This is a genomic window from Nocardiopsis deserti (genome assembly GCF_008638355.1).
GTDB classification, from domain to species: Bacteria; Actinomycetota; Actinomycetes; order Streptosporangiales; family Streptosporangiaceae; genus Nocardiopsis; species Nocardiopsis alborubida.
Genome location: NZ_VWVS01000001.1, coordinates 361,547 through 378,084 on the forward strand (window position 1 = coordinate 361,547; position 16,538 = coordinate 378,084).

Genomic DNA, 16,538 nt, shown 5'->3' on the forward strand with positions numbered 1-16,538 from the left:
CGCCGAACCGGAAGGACCCATGGACGCCGACGCGACTCCCTCCCTCTCCCGCTTCTCCGTCGACCCCGCCGCGCACCGGCGCCTGGACGGGGAGTGGCTGGCCGAGGCGTGGGCCGCCCCGGGCACCCGGGTGCTGGTGCTGGAGGGCGGGGACCCCGTCAGCCACGGCTGGCGGGCCGTCATGGCCAAGCAGTCCCGGGCCCTGATCACCACCGGGGACAGCCCCGAACTCGTCATGGTCCCCCCGGCCGAGGCGCCCGAGGGCGAGCGCTACCTGCTCGGCACCGACGGGCGGGACGCCTACTTCGCGGTCCGCTCCGGCCGGGAGCTCGCCGCCACCGAACAGGCCGTCCCGGCCTCCCTGCGCGAGATCGGCTCGTTCCTGGGCGACCGCGACACCGGGCTGATGACCCGCGCCGTCGCCCTCGCGAACTGGAACGCCACCCACGGGTTCTGCCCCCGCTGCGGCTCCCGCACCACCCCGGCCGCGGCCGGGCACGTGCGCGTGTGCGACGAGGAGGGCACCGAGCAGTACCCCCGGATGGACCCGGCGGTGATCATGCTGGTGCACCGCGAGCGCGACGGCCGCGAGGAGATGCTGCTCGGCAACAACCCCAACTGGGACGCCCGCCGCTTCTCGGTGCTGGCCGGGTTCGTCGACGCGGGGGAGTCGCTGGAGCAGGCCGTGGTCCGCGAGGTCGCCGAGGAGGCGGGGATCGTGGTCGAGCGCCCGCGCTACCTGTCCTCGCAGCCCTGGCCCTTCCCGCGCAGCCTGATGGTGGGCTACACCGCGCGGGCCGTGGGCGAGACCGAGCGCACCGACGACGAGATCGGCGTCACCCGGTGGTTCACCCGCGCCGAACTGGCCGAGGCCGTGCACTCGGAGAAGATCCTGCTGCCCGGGCGGGTCTCGATCGCCCGCACCCTCATCGAGCACTGGTACGGCGCCGAGCTCCCCGGCGGCTGGTGACCCGGACCAGCTCCCGCGAGCGGCCCCGCGGCGGCCGGGAGCCGCTGCCGGCGAGGACGCTTCCGGGGCGCGGGGGAGCGCCCGGGGCGGGGCCGGGGCCCCGCCGTGATCTTGTACTCATAGCGCGTCTCGACGGCCCAACCTCGCTATAAGTACAAGATCACCGCAGGTCGGAACCTCTCGTGCCACACCAGTAACGTTTCTGGCCAGTCCGCTAACGCGAACCGGGGGAGGCGCCCAGTTCGTCGGGCAGCACGGTGAGAGGACTCGTGCTGCTCTCCACCACGTCCCGCGCCAGTTCGGCCACCTTGCGGCCGCGCGAGCGCGCCGAGGAGCGCAGCCGCTCGAAGGCCTCGCGGGGCGCCATCGTGTGCCGCTCCGCCAGGACCCCGATCGCCTGCTCGACCACCACGCGCGAGTGCAGCGCGTGCTCCAGCTGCGCGATGGTGTGCCGCAGCCGCTCCACCTCCGAAGCGCCCTCCGGGGCCCGGCCGGGCGCCTGGGAACGCGGGGTCCGGTTCCCCGACTCGCCGGTGAGCAGGTCCGCCAGGACCATCGCGCTCACCAGGTCGGGCACCTCCTCGCCGCCGCCCACCCGCCACCCGGCCGGGGTGCGGCGGACCACACCGGTGTCCACCGTGTCGGCGACCGCAATGTCATGAGGCCTCATGTCCTCCCCCAACTCCACACTCCCCGTCGTCATCGTCCGAGCCCTTCGTGACCCGAGCGCCGTCGGAGGTGCACCGCCGAAGGCGGGCCCCGCGGTGCGCGCCCCGGGCCGCGCCCCAGGGCGCGGCCCGCGTACCGCGTACCGTCCTACGACAGCTCGGCCAGCTTCTGCTTCACCTGAGCGAGCGACGGGTTGGTCATCGCCGCGCCGTCACTGAAGACCAGCGTCGGAACCGTCTGGTTGCCGCCGTTGGCCTTCATGACCAGTTCCGCGGCCTCCGGGTGCTCCTCGATGTTCACCTCACGACCGGTGATCCCCTCGCGGGCGAGCTGGCTCTTGAGCCGCTTGCAGTACCCGCACCACGGGGTGGTGTACATCGTGAACTGTTCGGTCGCCGCGCTCGTCATGTCGCTCACGTCCTTCTTTCGTCTACGGTCGATGGGTCGGTCCGGTCATCTCAACACCGAGGGGGCCGGACCGCTTCCCGGGACCGCGCGACACAACGTGGGACGCCTCACAGGACCAACTGGTTCTGGAATGTCTGATGTGCCTCACGCGGCCCGGCGGCGGGCGGGGGCCGATCCGCTCCCCGCCACGACCGATACTTGAGAGACTGGGACCCCATCCACCCCGACCCTACGCAGGAGCACCATGGATCCCGACCGCGTCCTGGAGGGACTGGACCCGGAGCAGACCCAGGCCGCACGCGCGCTGCGCGGCCCCGTGTGCATCCTGGCCGGTGCCGGAACGGGCAAGACCCGGGCCATCACCCACCGCATCGCGTACGCGGTCTCCAGCGGGGTGGTCGCCGAGCAGCAGGTCCTCGCGGTCACCTTCACCGCGCGCGCCGCCGGGGAGATGCGCGGCAGGCTGCGCGCCCTGGGCGCCCCCCGCGTGCAGGCCCGCACCTTCCACGCCGCCGCCCTGCGCCAGCTCTCCTTCTTCTGGCCCCAGGTCGTCGGCGGCGAGAAGCCCACCCTGATCGAGAGCAAGCTCTCGGTGGTCTCCCGCGCCGCCCACTCGGTGGGCCTGCAGCCCGACCGCAACGGCCTGCGCGACCTGGCCAGCGAGATCGAGTGGTCCAAGGTCACCCAGGTGCGCCCCACCGACTACGACAAGGCCGTGGTCAAGGCGGGCCGCCAGCCCCCGATGCCCGCGGGCGAGGTGGCCCGGGTCTTCGAGGCCTACGAGGACATACGCCGCGAGCACAACCTCCTCGACTTCGAGTCCATGCTCGAACTCACCGCCGGAATGATCACCGAGTACCCGGCCATCGCCCAGCGCGTGCGCGAGCAGTACCGGTACTTCGTCGTCGACGAGTTCCAGGACGTCAACCCCCTCCAGCGCCTGCTCCTGGACGCCTGGCTGGGTGACCGCGACGACCTGTGCGTGGTCGGCGACCCCAGCCAGACCATCTACTCCTTCGCCGGGGCCACCCCCGGCTACCTGACCGGGTTCGGCGCCCGCTACCCCCACGCCACCGTGGTCCAGCTGGTCCGCGACTACCGCTCCACCCCCCAGGTCGTGCGGGTGGCCAACCACGTCATCGCCCAGGCGCGCGGCACGACCTCCGCCCAGCACCTGACCCTCCAGGCCCAGCGTCCCGACGGCCCCGACCCCATGTACCAGGAGTACGACGACGAGCCCGCCGAGGCCACGGGGGTCGCCCGCAAGATCAGCGTCCTGATGGAGGGCGGCACCCCGGCCAGCGAGATCGCGGTGCTGGTGCGCACCAACGGCCAGTCGGCCTCCTACGAACAGGCCCTGACCGACGAGGGCGTGCCGTTCACGATGCGCGGGACCACCCGGTTCTTCGAGCGCCCCGAGATCAAGCAGGCCGTGCACACCCTGCGCGGCGCCCGGCACGGTGCGGCGGGGGAGGAGGCCGAGCCCCTGGTGCGCACCGTCCGCCAGCTGCTCGGGCAGCTCGGCCTGACCGAGGCCGCGCCCGAGGGGCGCCAGGCCCGGGAGCGCTGGGAGTCGCTGTCCGCGCTGGCCCAGCTGGCCGAGGACATGGCCGCCGCGCCGCGGCCCGACGGCGCGCCGGTGACCATGGCCGACCTCGTGGACGAGCTCGACGTGCGCATGGCCACCGAGCACGCGCCCGGCTTCGAGGGCGTCACCATCGCCTCCCTGCACGCGGCCAAGGGCCTGGAGTGGGACGCCGTCTTCCTGGTCGGCCTCACCGAGGGCATGATGCCGATCATCTACGCCGAGACCGACGAGCAGGTGGAGGAGGAGCGCCGCCTGTTCTACGTGGGCGTCACGCGGGCCCGCGAACACCTGGCGATGTCGTGGTCCCTGGCCCGCTCGCCCGGCGGCAGGAAGACCCGCAAGCCCTCACGCTTCCTCGACGGCCTGCGCCCCGCCTCCCCGTCCACCGCCTCCCGGCGCGCCGAGCGCCGCAAGGGCGGTGTGACCCGCTGCCGGGTGTGCTCGGCCACCCTCACCGACGCGGCCGAGCGCAAGCTGGGCCGCTGCCTGGACTGCCCCTCCAGCTACGACGAGGCCCTGCTGGAGCGGTTGCGCGAATGGCGCCGCGCGTGCGCGCAGGAGCAGAAGGTGCCCGCGTACGTGATCTTCACCGACGCCACCCTCCAGGCCGTCGCCGAGCAGGAGCCCGGCAGCCTCACCCAGCTCGCGGCCGTGTCCGGTGTCGGCGCGGTCAAGCTCGATCGCTACGGTGAGGCGGTACTGGCGCTGGTGGCGGGCGCGGACCCGGCGGACGTCGCGGACCGCGGGGCGCAAGACGACGGGGAGGAGGCGGCGGATGAGTGAGAGCGCCGACGCGCAGGTGCGGGGGCAGTCCCTCGCCGATCTGCTGACCGTGCTGGACCTGGAGCGGATCGAGGACGACATCTTCCGGGGCAGCAGCCCCGAGGAGGGCCCGCAGCGGGTGTTCGGCGGCCAGGTCGCGGGCCAGGCGCTGGTCGCGGCGGGGCGCACCGTCCCCACCGAGCGCCACGTGCACTCCCTGCACGCGTACTTCATACGCCCCGGCGACCCCTCCGTGCCCATCGTCTACGAGGTGGACCGCGTCCGGGACGGCCGCTCCTTCACCACCCGCCGGGTGGTGGCCGTCCAGCACGGCAAGCCGATCTTCACCCTGTCGGCCTCCTTCCACAAGGAGGAGCCGGGCCTGGACCACCGGATCCCGATGCCCGACGTCCCGCCGCCGGAGGAGCTGCCGAGCACCCGCGAGCGCCTGCGGGAGGCCTTCGGCCGGGTGCCCGGGTTCGTGCGCTGGCACCCCATCGAGCTGCGCCCGGTGGGACCGCTGTCCTACGAGGCCGAGCGCGACCCGCGGCTGCGCACCGCCAACAACCCGGTGTGGCTCAAGGTGGACGGCGAGCTGCCCGACGACCGCCTCACCCACGTGTGCCTGATGACCTACGCCTCGGACATGACCCTGCTGGACACCGTGCTGCTGCGCCACGGCCGCTCCTTCGCGGGGATCTCCATGGCCAGCCTGGACCACGCGATGTGGTTCCACCGGCCGTTCCGCGCCGACGAGTGGCTGCTGTACGCGCAGGAGGCCCCGACCGCCCAGGGGGCCCGCGGCCTGGCGCGCGGGCTGGTCTACACCCGCGAGGGCGAACTCGTGTGCTCGGTGGTGCAGGAGGGACTGATTCGGGTGGTGGACGCCGAGGGCTGGTCCGACACCCTCCCGGAGCCGTTCTAGAGGTCGCGGGGACGACCCCGGACGGAGAAGGCCCCGGTCACGGCACGTGCCGTGACCGGGGCCTCGTCGCGTCGCGGGGAGGGGACCGGCCGGGAGGGCGGGGGATGCCAGAGGGCAACGCTTCCGGGCGCCGCGGCATTCCCGCGAACCCCTGACCGGATGCGGACGTTTCCGCAGGTCAAAAATAGGTTGCTCTCTTTCTGAGCCAACCCATAGTGTGTACCTCGTCGCAATGACCGCTCCCGGCGCGGGTGCAAGATCCCGTCGCCCGACAGTGAAGGAGGTGCCCGATCCAATGACCAGCATCACGGAGACCACAGGCTTCGTCGCCGGCTTCGCCATGCCGTCGCGTCAGCTGTCCCCGACCGCTGTCCAGGGCACCCTCCTGGGCGGTCACACGGACGTCTTCGCCGTCTTCGGCGAGGCTGCCACCGCTGGCGTCGGCAACGGCGGTACCGGGTTCCTCGGATCCCGTTCCCCGTTGATGGCGTCCCAGGTCGAGCGGACCGTCCTCGGCAACGGCAGTGGTGTGCCCGTCGAGTCCGAGCTCGCCCTTGATCGCGGCAAGCGCCAGACGAAGCACGCAGCAGAAGCTACCCAGCGCCCGTATGGCGCATCGGGGGAGTGTCCACGGAGGATTCCGGCCTAGAGCAGGACAGGCCGAGAGCTTCGACCGTGGCCGCGGACCCCGACAGGGGCCGCGGCTTTCTTTGTATCTTCGCCAGTTCCCCGTCCCCCAGGGACGAGGGAGAGGGCGGCGGCATCGCAAGTCCAGGTCCCCCACCGGACCGGTTCCGGTGACCAGTCACCGACCGCGTTGTACGAAACGATCAAAGATCTTGGAGGGCACCGATGCTTGCGTCGGTCCTGGAAACGCCCTGGCTGGGCGACACCGAAGTTCCCTGCCGCCTGGAGCCCGACCTGTTCTTCGCCGAGGCGCCCGCCGACGTCGAGGCGGCCAAGGCCGTCTGCGGCGCGTGCCCCGTACGGGAGCAGTGCCTGGCCGACGCCCTGGAGCGCGGCGAGCCCTGGGGAGTCTGGGGCGGGCAGCTGCTCGTCTCCGGACAGGTCGTGGCGCGCAAGCGCCCCAGGGGTCGCCCCCGGAAGAACCCCGCTCCGGTCGCGGCCTGACCGTTCCAGCCACAGCCTCACCCCCGTAGACCCGAAGGATCGAAGACAGATGATGATGATGGAACTCATGCGCGTGGTCGAGCGGACCGACGTCGAGACGCGTGAACAGCAGGGCAGAAGGCTCACCGCCCGCCAGCTGCGCGCCCGCCAGCGCGAGGAGCGCCGTGCCGAACAGGCGCTCATGGAAATCGCGTGGTCACGTCTGTGTTGACGTGACGTGACGCACGACGCCCTGAACTGATCACGGTGCCGGTCCGGGACCGGGCGGGGCTCCTCCGGGGGTCACCGTCCGGTCTCTTTTGTGTATCCGAAAGGGCGCAGGAATGTCTCGGGAAGCCCCTTCGTGGCCTGTCCCACAGCCGAAAAACGGCCCTGGTCAGGGCGGAATGTGCTATCGGTCCGTGTTTTTCGGTTACGTTCCGGGAGTCGGAGAAGCCAGCAGATCAGCGACATAACAGGACAGGACACACCTGTGCTGGAGCGCCTCGCTCGGCTACCGTAAAGTTCGTGCTCTCGAACACCAAAATCGAGGTACGACGCAGTCCTCGTCGCCGCCGCACGGTGTCGGCCTACAGGGACGGGGACACCACGGTCGTCCTCGTGCCCGCGACGTTCTCCCGCGCAGAGGAAAAGCGCTGGGTGGGCCGCATGCTGCAACGACTGGAGGCCCGCGAGGGGCGCCGTAACCCGGGCGACGCCGAACTCCACGAGCGAGCGCTGGAACTGGCCCGCCGCTACCTGGACGGCACCGAGCTCCCCGAGAGCGTGCGCTGGGTGGACAACCAGAACTCGCGCTGGGGGTCGTGCACCCCCGAGACCCGCACGATCCGCATCTCCCGCCGCGTCGCCGGAATGCCCTCCTGGGTCGTGGACTACGTCCTCATCCACGAACTCGCGCACCTGTTCATCCCGCACCACGGCCGGGAGTTCTGGGCCCTGGTGCGCCGCTACCCCAAGGCCGAGCGGGCCCGGGGCTACCTGGAGGGCTTCAGCGCCGCCTCCCGCGCCGAGTCCGGCGAGCCCTTCGGCGCCGGGGACGACGAGGAGGAGCTCGACGTCGCCGAGGTCGCCTTCGAGGAGTGATCGGGCCCGCTGGGGTCCGTCCTCACACAGATCTCGCCCAGAGCAGGGACGAGGCGGGAGAGACCGCCGCTTCGTAGCCACCCGCGGCCGACCCGTCGCGGCCCGTGGAACGAGCGGAGCGAGTGGCTCCCGCCCCTCATCGGTGGGTTCATGGCGGCGTACCACGCCGCCATGAACCGCCATCTGGCGACCTGTGAAGACGGACCCTAGATGGCGGCCCCGGCTTCGAGGTCGAAGGGGACGCCTGTGAGCTGCTCGCTCGCCGCCCACAGCCGCCTGCCCTCCGCGGGGTCGTCGGCGCCTGTGGGGAGCTTGACGGGCTTGGGGGTGCCGGAGGTCTGATCCCGTCCGGCGGGGCCGATGAACCTGCCCGACCGGACGTACGGGCTGGTCGCCGCGTACAGGGAGGGCCAGGCCGCACCCTCGGCCGAGCCCATGAGCAGGCGTGCGGCGACCGGGGTGATCATGCGGCTCAGAGCGCCGCTGCCGTGCTGCTGCAGACCGGTCATCGCCGCCCCCGGGTGGACGACGAGCGCCTCGACGGGGCTGCCTGCGGTGCGGCGCGCGAGTTCGAGGGTGTAGACGACGTTGGCGCGCTTGGACTTGGCGTAGGCGCCCATGGCACGGTAGCTCCTTTCGCTCATCAGGTCGTCCAGTCTGGCCATCGGCCACCGCGCCGCGATGGCGCTGACGGTGACCACGCGCGGTGCGGACGAGCGGCGCACGGCGGGCCAGACCTGGGCGTCGAAGGCGAAGTGGCCGAGGTGATTGGTGCCGACCGTCATCTCGAGGCCGTCGTGGGTGGTCCGCCGCTCGGGCAGGTTCATCACGCCGGCGTTGTTGAAGAGCAGGTCGACCGTCTCGGTCTCGGCGATTCGGGTGGCCGCGTCGCGGACGGAGGAGAGGTCGGAGAGGTCGAGCACGAGGGTGTCCGTCCGGGCCTCGGGGGACGCGGCGCGCACAGTCTCCGCGGCCTGCTCCAGCCTGGTCCGGCTGCGGCCGGCCAGGATGACGCGGGCCCCGTGCCGGGCGAGCGCGCGGGCGGTCTCGAGTCCGATCCCGCTGTTCCCGCCGGTGATCAGTGCCGTGCGGCCGGTCTGATCGGGGATGTCGTCGGGAGTCCAGTGGTTCACCGTTGTCACGCTCCTCGGATGCGTTGGTTCTGTGATCGGCCATGCGGCGCTCGGCAGGGTCGTGATGCCGAACGGGAAGAGCATGCCGAGGGCGTCCTCGGCGAAGGCGGCTTCGGGGGCGACCTGGGATGCCGTCCAGGCGCATGCCGCTGAAGGCCCCGGCGGCACCGGGCCGCCATGCACTTCCTGTGGGTGTCGGTGTTCTCCCGGGCTGCCGCCGCGCCAGATCATGTCGTCCGCCCAGAGCCGGTCGACAACGTCGAGACAGCCCCCGTTGACGGCTTCACCGATGAAGGGCGTCGGTCCCGGTGCGCGGCCCAAGACCTGCCCCCTTTTCAGACCGGTGGTCTGTTCGACTGTGCCCCCAACATAGAAGACCACCGGTCTGATGTCAAAAGACCGGCAGTCTGTAGCCTGGGGGCATGACGAACTTCCAGCGCGCGCGCAGTGAGGAGCAGCGCGGGATACGGCGCCAGGCCATCCTCGACACCACCGCCGCCATGCTCGAGGAGCTGCCCATCGGCGAGATCAGCCTGAACGAGCTGAGCCGCCGCGCCGGGCTGGCGAAGTCCAACGTGCTGCGCTACTTCGAATCGCGTGAGGCGATCCTGCTGGAGCTGCTCGACCGCGCCTGGCGGCAGTGGGTGGCCGACCTGCCCGCCCTCGTGCACGCCGGCGTCGACCAGGACGCTCCGGTGAGCCGGCGCGCAGAGCAGTTCGCCGCCGTCATCGCGGGCTCCCTCGCCCAACGCCGGGTCCTGTGTGACCTGCTGAGCGCGCAGGCGGGCGTACTGGAACACAACGTTTCCCCGCAGGTGGCCGCCCGCTACAAGCGCGCGGCCGTGGCCAACGTCGCCGACATCGCGGCGTTGGCCCACCAGTACCTTCCTGAGCTGGGCGAGAGCGCACCGCGGTTGACCGCGGCCATGATCATGGCCGTCGGCGCCGTGTGGACACACGCACGGCCCTCCCCGGCGATGCTCGCCGCCTACGAAGCCGACCCCTCGCTCACCGCGTTCAAACTGGACTTCGTGACCGCTCTGCAGGAGATGCTGGCCACGCTCACCGCGGGCACCATCGCCCGCGCCTCCGCCTGAGCCCGTCCAGGCGGCAGCCGTGAGCCGGGCCGCGGTGGCCGGCGCGCGGTGGCGCGTCGCGACCAGGTACGACAAGACCGCCACCTCCTACGGAGCAGCGGTCTCTCCCGCCTCGTTCCCGCTCCTGGTGAGACCTGTTTGAGGACGGACCCCAGGGCGGAGCCGTGCACGGACTCGACGGGGCCCGCGATCGACGGGAGCTCGCGGTCGGCAGGGGACCGAACGCCGTTTCGGCCCCGCTCCGCCCCTCGGGGTTCCGGTGGCCGAACCCGTCGGGCTCTCCCGCTCCGGGACCCGGGAACTGCCCGGTCGTTCGGACACGGGCGGGAACACGTGGGCGTCGCTACCGATGCGGACAGGAACAAAAGGCCTCTTTCGCCCTTATCGCTCTCCTTCTCCCGTGTGTTCTGGGGTACTTTTCTGCGGTCACGCGGGCCACGGGCCCCACCGAACCGAAACGGACACCCACTCCCCATGAGGACACTCAAGAAGACCCTGGCGACCGCCGCCGCGACCCTGACGCTTCTGGCCGCCGGTGTGGTCACGGCCTCTCCCGCCAGCGCCGCCGCCTACAACGGCGCCTGCGGTTCGGGCTACTCGGTGGTCAACTCCGCCCCGGTCCGCTTCGACCTGGGCACCGTGTTCCTGACCTACAACAGCTCCAACGGCTACAACTGCGTGGTCACCGTCCGCAGCGCCGACAGCGAAGGCTTCGCCATGCCCATGAGCGCGGGTCTGCGTCGGGCGGGGGACGACGGTTCCTTCGTGTCGGACACGGGCGAGTACAGCTACTACGCCGGTCCGGTGTACGTGTACGCCAGCGGCTCCTGTGTCGACTGGCGAGGCGTCATCGGCAACCAGGCCACCGAGCGCTACGCCACCAACTGCGGCTGACCCGAGACGAACGGCCCCGCCGGAGAGCTCCGGCGGGGCCGTCGTGTGCCATGGGACCGCGGGAACGGGGCCAGCGCCCGCGTCGGCGGGCGCCCGAGCCAGCGCGCGCCCGCGTTCCGCGTCAGCGCGTGCCCGGGTCCGTGCCCAGAGGGCGTGCGGACGAGCGCAGGTGGCGGGCCACCGCCTCGGCGGCGGTGCGCACCAGGGAACGGCACACCTCGTCGGAGGGGTCGGGCAGGTCGTCCACCGGGAACCAGCCCAGGTCGGCCGACTCGTCGGGGTCGCGCACCAGCACCGCGTCCTCGGGGGCGACCGCCGCGTACTGCACGTCCAGGTGGAAGCTGCCGCCCCCGCAGGGCACCGCGTGGCGGTCCAGCCCGACGGGCTCGGGCAGCAGGGTGAGCCCCCGGATGCCCGACTCCTCGGCCGCCTCGCGCAGCGCCGCCGCGCCCAGGGTGGCGTCCTCAGGCTCGCAGTGCCCGCCGGTCTGCAACCAGATCCGGTGGATCCGGTGCAGGGTGAGCACCGCACGCGAGCCGTCGGCGGAGATGATCGCCGTGCTGGCCGTCACGTGGCCGGGCAGGCAGGAGCGCCACATCCCGTCCCCGTGCGCGTCCAGGTGGTCGAGGTAGGAGCGGCGCAGCTCCTCCTGCCGGGCGTCGGGCGCGGTCCACGCGCCCAGCACCGCCCGGGCGTCCGCGTGCAGTGACACCTACGCGCCCTCTCCCCGGTCTCCCCGGCCGTCGTCCTCGTCGCCGTCCCGGTCGGCGCCGGAGGCGTCCTCATCGGACCTGCCCTCAGCCGACGCGTCCTCGTCGGCCCCCGCCCTCTTCTGGCCGGGGACGTCCCCGGTCAGCGAGGAGATGTCGAAGTCGGCGCCGCCGAACTCGTCACCGCCCCCGCGCACGAAGGCCTCCGGGTCGTCCAGGTCGCCGCCGGTGGGCATCAGGTCCGGGTGCTCCCAGACCGCGTCCCGGCCCTCCACGCCACGCGCCTCCTCCAGGGCGGACCACAGGGCTGACGCCTCGCGCAGACGGCGCGGGCGCAGCTCCAGGCCGACCAGGGCGGCGAACGTGTGCTCGGCGGGCCCGCCGGTCGCCCGGCGCCGCCGGGTCGCCTCGGCCAGGGCGTCCGCCTGCGGCAGACGGCCGGACACCGCGGACGAGACCACGGTGGCCACCCAGCCCTCGATCAGGGCCAGGGTGGTCTCCAACCGGGCCAGCGCGGCCTTCTGCTGCGGGGTGTCCTCGGGCTGGAGCAGTCCCTCGCCCCCGACGCCGCCCAGGGCCTCCTGGAGCGCCTCGGGGTTGGTGAGGTCGATCTCACCGAGCCGGTCCTCCAGGCCGCTGATGTCGAAGGACATCCCGTCCGCGTACTCGTTGACCAGCCGGGACACGTGCGAGCGCAGCCACGGCACGTGCGAGTACAGCCGGTGCACGGCGGCCTCGCGTGCGGCCAGGTACAGGCGCACCTCGTCCTCGGGGACCTCCAGGCCCTCGCTGAAGCGCGCCACTCCGGAGGGCAGCAGCGCCGCGCGGCCCTCACCGGCCAGGGGCAGCCCGATGTCGGCGGTGCCGACCACCTCGCGGGACAGCTCGCCCACGGCCTGGCCCGCCTGGCGGCCGACCATCATGTTGCCCATCTGCTGGATCATGCCCAGCAGCGGACCGGCGACGGACCGCATCTCCTCGGGCAGGTTCTGCCCCATCGACCGGACGGTCTTGCTGGTCAGCGGGTCGCACAGCTGCACCCACGAGTCCATCGTCCGTTCGATCCACTCCGACCGGCTCCAGGCCTGGGCGGTGTGGACGCCCGACGGCAGGTCGGTAGCCTGGTCGAGCCACAGGTCGGCCAGGCGCAGGGCCTCCTCGACCCTGGCGTAGTCGGACGCCGGAACGCTCGGGTCGCCCTCCTGGGCGACCGTCTGGCGCGCGACGTCCTTGGCCATGTCCCAGTTCACCCCGGACGACGACTTCTGGTCGCCTCCGGGACCGGGACCGGGTTGGGCCGACATCATGTCGGCGAACTGACGCAGCATGTTGGCCATCTGCTGCGGGTCGCCGAACGGGAAGCCGTCCGGCGTTCCGGATCCTCCTCCGCCCGGGCCGCCGCTGCCGGCACCCGAGCCGGAGTCGCCAGAACGGCGTCCGGACTCGTCATCGGGATCGTTCGGCATGCTGAAACCGAATGGCAGGTCGCTCACAATCAGACCTCAGGCAGGATTAGGTTTGGTCTCCACTGTCACGTTAGCTGGGAGTCGCCCGGAGTGAATACCGAAAGCAGCCAGGTTCGCCCAGAGCACAGCCCCTCCGAGGGAGCGGGCACGGTGGTCGCTGTCACCGGTGCCGCCTCCGGGGTGGGCCGGCTCCTCGTGCAACGCCTGGCCGCGCCAGAGAGTTCCGCACGCCTTCGCGAGGTCGTCGCCATCGACGCCGAACTCGCCGACCTGCGCGGTGTCACCTGGCGCATCGCCGACGTGTGCGACCCCGGACTGGTCTCCCGGCTCGGCGGGGTCGACGTGCTCGTGCACACCGCCGACGACCGCTCCCTGGACACCCGGCCGGCGCGGCGCCGCGCGCACAACATCCGCGCGGCCCAGACGGTCCTGACCGCCGCGGCGGCCTCGGGGGTGCCCCGCGTCATCCTGGTCACCAGCACCATGGTCTACGGAGCCGCCCCGGACAGCCCCGTACCCCTGGCGGAGAACGCGGCGCGCGTGTCCGACAACAGCGAGGGGCTCATGGGCGACTTCGCCGAGATCGAGGCCCTCGCCGAGCGCGCCCGCCGGGCCCACCCCAGCCTCACCGTCACCGTCGTGCGCCCCGCCCCACTCGTGGGGCCCGGGCTCGACACCCTGCTCAGCCGCCACTTCTCCGCCCCGCGCCTGCTCACAGTCAAGGGACACGAACAGCACTGGCAGTTCTGCCACGAGGACGACCTGGCCAGCGCCCTGGCCTTCTGCGCCCTGCACGGGGTGGACGGGCCCGAGGGCGTGGTCGCCGTCGCCAGCGAGGGCTCCCTCACCCAGGACGAGGTGGAGGCCGTCGCCGGGATGAAGCACTTCGAGGTGCCCGCCAACCTGGCCTTCGGCGCCGTCCGCCGTCTCCACCAGGCACGGATCACCCCGGCGGCGGAGGGCGAGCTGAAGTTCCTCGTCTACCCGTGCGTGGTGGACTGCGCGGTGCTGCGCGAGGCCGGGTGGAAGCCCGCCCACGACAACGGATCCGCCCTGGCCGCCCTGCTGGAGTCCCGGAGCGGCAGGCCCGCGCTGGTCGGCCGCAGCCTGGGCCGCAAGGAGGTCACCATCACCGCCGCGGGCGCTGCCGGAGCCGCCGCGGCGGCCATCGGCACCGCCGCCGCCATCCGCCACCTGCGCAAGCGCAAGGGGGTGTGACGCCCGGGGCCCGTGCGCGTGCGGCGCGCACCGGTGCCGCCCGCCGTCGTACCCGATCACGACCCCGGAGCCCGTGCGCGTGCGACGGAACGCGCACCCGGTTCCCCGCAAGGGGGAACGTCCGGTTGGTACGGTCATGTCGTGGAAGAGATCACTCTCGCGTCAGTACGCGACACCCCCCTGTCGGTGGACGAGGTCCTCGCCGCGGTCTCCGACCCGCGCGCGGGCGGCACCGCGGTCTTCGTCGGCACCGTCCGCGACCACGACCACGGCCGTGACGTCGCCCGCCTGGCCTACTCCGCCCACCCGACGGTGGAGGCCCAGCTGCGCGTCGTCATGGAGAAGGTCCTCAGCGACACCTCCGTCCCGGGCCGCCCCGTGGTGCGGATGGCCGCGACGCACCGCGTCGGTCAGCTGGAGATCGGCGACATCGCGGTGGTCGTGGCCGCCGCGGCCGAGCACCGGCAGGAGGCCTTCGAGGCCTGCCGCCGCCTCATCGACGACCTCAAGGCCCAGGTGCCCATCTGGAAGCAGCAGGACTTCGAGGACGGCCGCAGCGAGTGGGTGGGCGCTCCCTGACCGTCCGCGGCGGCCGGACGGACCGGAGGGAGGGCGGACCCCCGCGGGTCCGTGCGCGGCAATAGGCTGGGGGGCATGCTTCGTCGTGCCATGACCCTCGTTGTCGCGCTCGTCCTCCTCGTCGGGCTCGGGATCGGCAGTCTCTACCTGCCCGTGCCCTACCTGGTCGCCGCGCCGGGGCTGACCGTCAACACGGTCGGGCAGACCGACCGCGGGCCGGTCATCGAGATCGAGGGCGCCGAGAGCTACGAGCACGAGGGCGCGCTGTCCATGGTGACCGTGCAGTACGCGGGCGGCCCCCAGCACCGGCTCGACTTCCTCACCGTCGTCACCGCCTGGCTCTCGCCCACCCAGGCGGTCCTGCCCGAGGAGCTGCTCTTCCCCTCGGGGCGCACGCCCGAGGAGGTCAGCGAGCGCCAGACGGTGCAGATGAACGACTCGCAGACCGACGCCACCGCCGCCGCGCTCACCCAGCTCGGCATGGAGTACGAGGCGGTCCCCGTGGTCAGCGGCACCGTCGAGGGCATGCCCGCGCACGGCGTGGTGGAGGCGGGCGACGCCGTCGTGGCCGTGGACGGCGAGCCGGTGCCCACACGGGGCGGCGATCCCGACGCCCCCGCGGGCAGCGCCGCGGTCGTGGAGATGGTCGGCGACCGCGAGCCCGGCGACCCGGTCGGGCTCACCCTGGAGCGCGACGGCGAGACCGTCGAGGTGGAGGTCGCCAGCGAGGAGGGCGACTCGGGCGGCGCGGCGGTCGGCGTGCTCATCGCCGACGAGACCGACTTCCCCGTGGACGTGGAGATCACGATCGGCGACATCGGCGGACCCAGCGCGGGCATGATGTTCGCGCTCGGGATCATGGACCGCCTCAGCGAGGAGAGCCTCACCGGCGGCGCGGCCGTCGCCGGGTCGGGCACCATCACCGCGGACGGCCGGGTCGGCGGGATCAGCGGCATCCCGCAGAAGATGGTCAGCGCCCAGCGCGACGGGGCCGAGTACTTCCTCGTGGCCGCCGACAGCTGCTCCCAGGTCTCCCAGTCGGCCGCCTACGGCGAACTGGAGGTGGTCCGGGTGGAGACCCTCGACGACGCGGTCGGGGCGCTGGAGACCATCCGTACCGGCGAGGGCGAGCTGCCGCGCTGCGAGTAGGGGGTCGGCGCCCGCTTCGGGACCTCCGCCCCGCTTCGGCCCGTGCCCGGGTACCCGGAGTACTCGGGCGCCCGGAGCAGGGGGACCTTCGCCCCCGCGCGCACCCCCGTTCCTCGGGCGCGCGCTTCGGGCCCTTGGAACCCCGTGGGCGCCCTCGCGGTCTCCGGGCACCGCGCGGGTCAGCCCTGTTCGGACTCCTCGTCCAGGTCCAGGGTCAGCGCCAGCGCCGAGGTCAGCGCGGGGATGAGGTCCGCCCCGTTGAGCACCTCCGACTCGCTGTCGTGGCTGCGCATGCGCATCGCGCAGTGCCGCGAGCCGTCGCGCAGCACACCGGCGACCATGCGGATCTCCTCGGTCTCGCGGCCGGAGGAGGCCGGCTGCTCGTCCGGGGCCAGGGTCTCGTCCGTGCCCTTGACCACCAGGCGCTCCATCACCAGCGCGCACCCGGCCACGCCCTCCGGCCACAGGATGCGGCCCAGCGCCTCCTCCAGCGGGACGTCGGCGGGCAGCTGCTCCTGCTCGACGGGGGTCAGCTCACCGGGGTCCGCGGGGGAGTCGATGCCCAGCAGGCCGGCCAGTGCGGGCTCCGCCCGCAGCAGCTCCGCGGTCGGCACCAGGGCGTACAGGCCCAGCGGCCGGTCCCAGCCCTGTTCGGCTGCGTGGCGTTCGAGGTCCATGACGGCTTCGCGAATGTTCGACACGTTTCCATAGTGACCGATGCGGGAAGCGCGACGCCCCTGTTTTCGGACAGTAGGG

The 16,538-nt window shown here is 72.5% G+C and carries 18 protein-coding genes; 12 read left to right on the plus strand and 6 right to left on the minus strand.

The features are described from left to right. Positions 1 to 19: 19 nt before the first annotated feature. Positions 20 to 970: an NAD(+) diphosphatase gene (gene nudC, locus FYW99_RS11330; protein ID WP_150251969.1), complete on the plus strand. Its 951-nt coding sequence runs from the start codon at positions 20 to 22 to the stop codon at positions 968 to 970. A gap of 214 nt (positions 971 to 1,184) precedes the next feature. Here the strand turns inward: nudC and FYW99_RS11335 are convergent, their stop codons facing one another. Then, entirely contained in the window at positions 1,185 to 1,640 is a 456-nt protein-coding gene (locus FYW99_RS11335; protein ID WP_190394627.1) for an ANTAR domain-containing protein, read from the minus strand. Positions 1,641 to 1,786: 146 nt separating this feature from the next. After that, positions 1,787 to 2,047 carry a mycoredoxin gene (locus FYW99_RS11340; protein ID WP_017564218.1) on the minus strand — a complete coding sequence of 87 codons (261 nt, stop codon included), beginning with the start codon at positions 2,045 to 2,047 and terminating at the stop codon, positions 1,787 to 1,789. A gap of 244 nt (positions 2,048 to 2,291) precedes the next feature. On the opposite strand from FYW99_RS11340, the gene FYW99_RS11345 reads away from it, so the two are divergent. From FYW99_RS11345 to FYW99_RS11365, 6 genes are all read left to right on the plus strand, one after another. After that, the gene (locus tag FYW99_RS11345; protein WP_150251970.1) at positions 2,292 to 4,418 is read left to right on the plus strand and encodes an ATP-dependent DNA helicase UvrD2; all 2,127 of its coding nucleotides are present in this window, start codon (positions 2,292 to 2,294) and stop codon (positions 4,416 to 4,418) included. Continuing rightward, on the plus strand, positions 4,411 to 5,322 hold the full coding sequence (gene tesB / locus FYW99_RS11350) for an acyl-CoA thioesterase II (RefSeq protein WP_150251971.1): 912 nt from the start codon (positions 4,411 to 4,413) through the stop codon (positions 5,320 to 5,322). The genes FYW99_RS11345 and tesB overlap by 8 nt, the downstream gene beginning before the upstream one ends. A gap of 295 nt (positions 5,323 to 5,617) precedes the next feature. Continuing rightward, positions 5,618 to 5,971, plus strand: coding sequence for a hypothetical protein (locus FYW99_RS11355; RefSeq protein ID WP_150251972.1), 354 nt, complete (start codon positions 5,618 to 5,620; stop codon positions 5,969 to 5,971). 203 nt (positions 5,972 to 6,174) lie between these two features. Further along, on the plus strand, positions 6,175 to 6,453 hold the full coding sequence (locus tag FYW99_RS11360; protein ID WP_013154809.1) for a WhiB family transcriptional regulator: 279 nt from the start codon (positions 6,175 to 6,177) through the stop codon (positions 6,451 to 6,453). 49 nt (positions 6,454 to 6,502) lie between these two features. Continuing rightward, the gene (locus FYW99_RS31735; RefSeq protein ID WP_013154808.1) at positions 6,503 to 6,664 is read left to right on the plus strand and encodes a hypothetical protein; all 162 of its coding nucleotides are present in this window, start codon (positions 6,503 to 6,505) and stop codon (positions 6,662 to 6,664) included. A gap of 296 nt (positions 6,665 to 6,960) precedes the next feature. Beyond that, complete coding sequence (locus tag FYW99_RS11365; protein WP_150251973.1) at positions 6,961 to 7,536, plus strand: M48 metallopeptidase family protein; 576 nt, start codon at positions 6,961 to 6,963, stop codon at positions 7,534 to 7,536. A 206-nt stretch (positions 7,537 to 7,742) separates the two neighbouring features. Here FYW99_RS11365 and FYW99_RS11370 read toward each other — a convergent pair whose 3' ends face one another. Then, the gene (locus tag FYW99_RS11370; protein ID WP_190394628.1) at positions 7,743 to 8,669 is read right to left on the minus strand and encodes an oxidoreductase; all 927 of its coding nucleotides are present in this window, start codon (positions 8,667 to 8,669) and stop codon (positions 7,743 to 7,745) included. 422 nt (positions 8,670 to 9,091) lie between these two features. Between FYW99_RS11370 and FYW99_RS11375 the strand changes: the two genes are divergently transcribed. Beyond that, positions 9,092 to 9,766 carry a TetR/AcrR family transcriptional regulator gene (locus FYW99_RS11375; RefSeq protein ID WP_150251975.1) on the plus strand — a complete coding sequence of 225 codons (675 nt, stop codon included), beginning with the start codon at positions 9,092 to 9,094 and terminating at the stop codon, positions 9,764 to 9,766. A gap of 474 nt (positions 9,767 to 10,240) precedes the next feature. Beyond that, positions 10,241 to 10,660 (plus strand): spore-associated protein A, encoded by a 420-nt coding sequence (locus FYW99_RS11380; RefSeq protein ID WP_150251976.1) that lies wholly within the window; start codon positions 10,241 to 10,243, stop codon positions 10,658 to 10,660. A 121-nt stretch (positions 10,661 to 10,781) separates the two neighbouring features. On the opposite strand, the gene FYW99_RS11385 is transcribed toward FYW99_RS11380, so the two are convergent. Further along, positions 10,782 to 11,372, minus strand: coding sequence for an NUDIX domain-containing protein (locus tag FYW99_RS11385; protein ID WP_150251977.1), 591 nt, complete (start codon positions 11,370 to 11,372; stop codon positions 10,782 to 10,784). Next, entirely contained in the window at positions 11,373 to 12,863 is a 1,491-nt protein-coding gene (locus FYW99_RS11390; RefSeq protein ID WP_150251978.1) for a zinc-dependent metalloprotease, read from the minus strand. A gap of 123 nt (positions 12,864 to 12,986) precedes the next feature. On the opposite strand from FYW99_RS11390, the gene FYW99_RS11395 reads away from it, so the two are divergent. The 3 genes from FYW99_RS11395 to FYW99_RS11405 all read left to right on the plus strand — a co-directional run bounded on the left by FYW99_RS11395 (position 12,987) and on the right by FYW99_RS11405 (position 15,782). Continuing rightward, positions 12,987 to 14,054, plus strand: a complete 1,068-nt coding sequence (locus FYW99_RS11395; protein WP_150251979.1) for an NAD-dependent epimerase/dehydratase family protein — start codon at positions 12,987 to 12,989, stop codon at positions 14,052 to 14,054. 141 nt (positions 14,055 to 14,195) lie between these two features. Continuing rightward, on the plus strand, positions 14,196 to 14,633 hold the full coding sequence (locus tag FYW99_RS11400) for a molybdenum cofactor biosynthesis protein MoaE (RefSeq protein ID WP_017564226.1): 438 nt from the start codon (positions 14,196 to 14,198) through the stop codon (positions 14,631 to 14,633). A gap of 90 nt (positions 14,634 to 14,723) precedes the next feature. Next, positions 14,724 to 15,782, plus strand: coding sequence for a YlbL family protein (locus FYW99_RS11405; RefSeq protein ID WP_150252258.1), 1,059 nt, complete (start codon positions 14,724 to 14,726; stop codon positions 15,780 to 15,782). A gap of 179 nt (positions 15,783 to 15,961) precedes the next feature. Here FYW99_RS11405 and FYW99_RS11410 read toward each other — a convergent pair whose 3' ends face one another. Beyond that, positions 15,962 to 16,483, minus strand: coding sequence for a PPA1309 family protein (locus tag FYW99_RS11410; protein WP_263364057.1), 522 nt, complete (start codon positions 16,481 to 16,483; stop codon positions 15,962 to 15,964). Positions 16,484 to 16,538 lie beyond the last annotated feature (55 nt).

Coding starts and splice junctions, on each gene's coding strand:
- FYW99_RS11380 (WP_150251976.1), top strand. CDS start 10,241: ATGAGGACACTCAAGAAGACCCTGGCGACCGCCGCCGCGACCCTGACG.
- FYW99_RS11375 (WP_150251975.1), top strand. CDS start 9,092: ATGACGAACTTCCAGCGCGCGCGCAGTGAGGAGCAGCGCGGGATACGG.
- FYW99_RS11340 (WP_017564218.1), bottom strand. CDS start 2,047: ATGACGAGCGCGGCGACCGAACAGTTCACGATGTACACCACCCCGTGG.
- FYW99_RS11355 (WP_150251972.1), top strand. CDS start 5,618: ATGACCAGCATCACGGAGACCACAGGCTTCGTCGCCGGCTTCGCCATG.
- tesB (WP_150251971.1), top strand. CDS start 4,411: ATGAGTGAGAGCGCCGACGCGCAGGTGCGGGGGCAGTCCCTCGCCGAT.
- FYW99_RS11335 (WP_190394627.1), bottom strand. CDS start 1,640: ATGAGGCCTCATGACATTGCGGTCGCCGACACGGTGGACACCGGTGTG.
- FYW99_RS11405 (WP_150252258.1), top strand. CDS start 14,724: ATGACCCTCGTTGTCGCGCTCGTCCTCCTCGTCGGGCTCGGGATCGGC.
- FYW99_RS31735 (WP_013154808.1), top strand. CDS start 6,503: ATGATGATGATGGAACTCATGCGCGTGGTCGAGCGGACCGACGTCGAG.
- FYW99_RS11360 (WP_013154809.1), top strand. CDS start 6,175: ATGCTTGCGTCGGTCCTGGAAACGCCCTGGCTGGGCGACACCGAAGTT.
- nudC (WP_150251969.1), top strand. CDS start 20: ATGGACGCCGACGCGACTCCCTCCCTCTCCCGCTTCTCCGTCGACCCC.
- FYW99_RS11345 (WP_150251970.1), top strand. CDS start 2,292: ATGGATCCCGACCGCGTCCTGGAGGGACTGGACCCGGAGCAGACCCAG.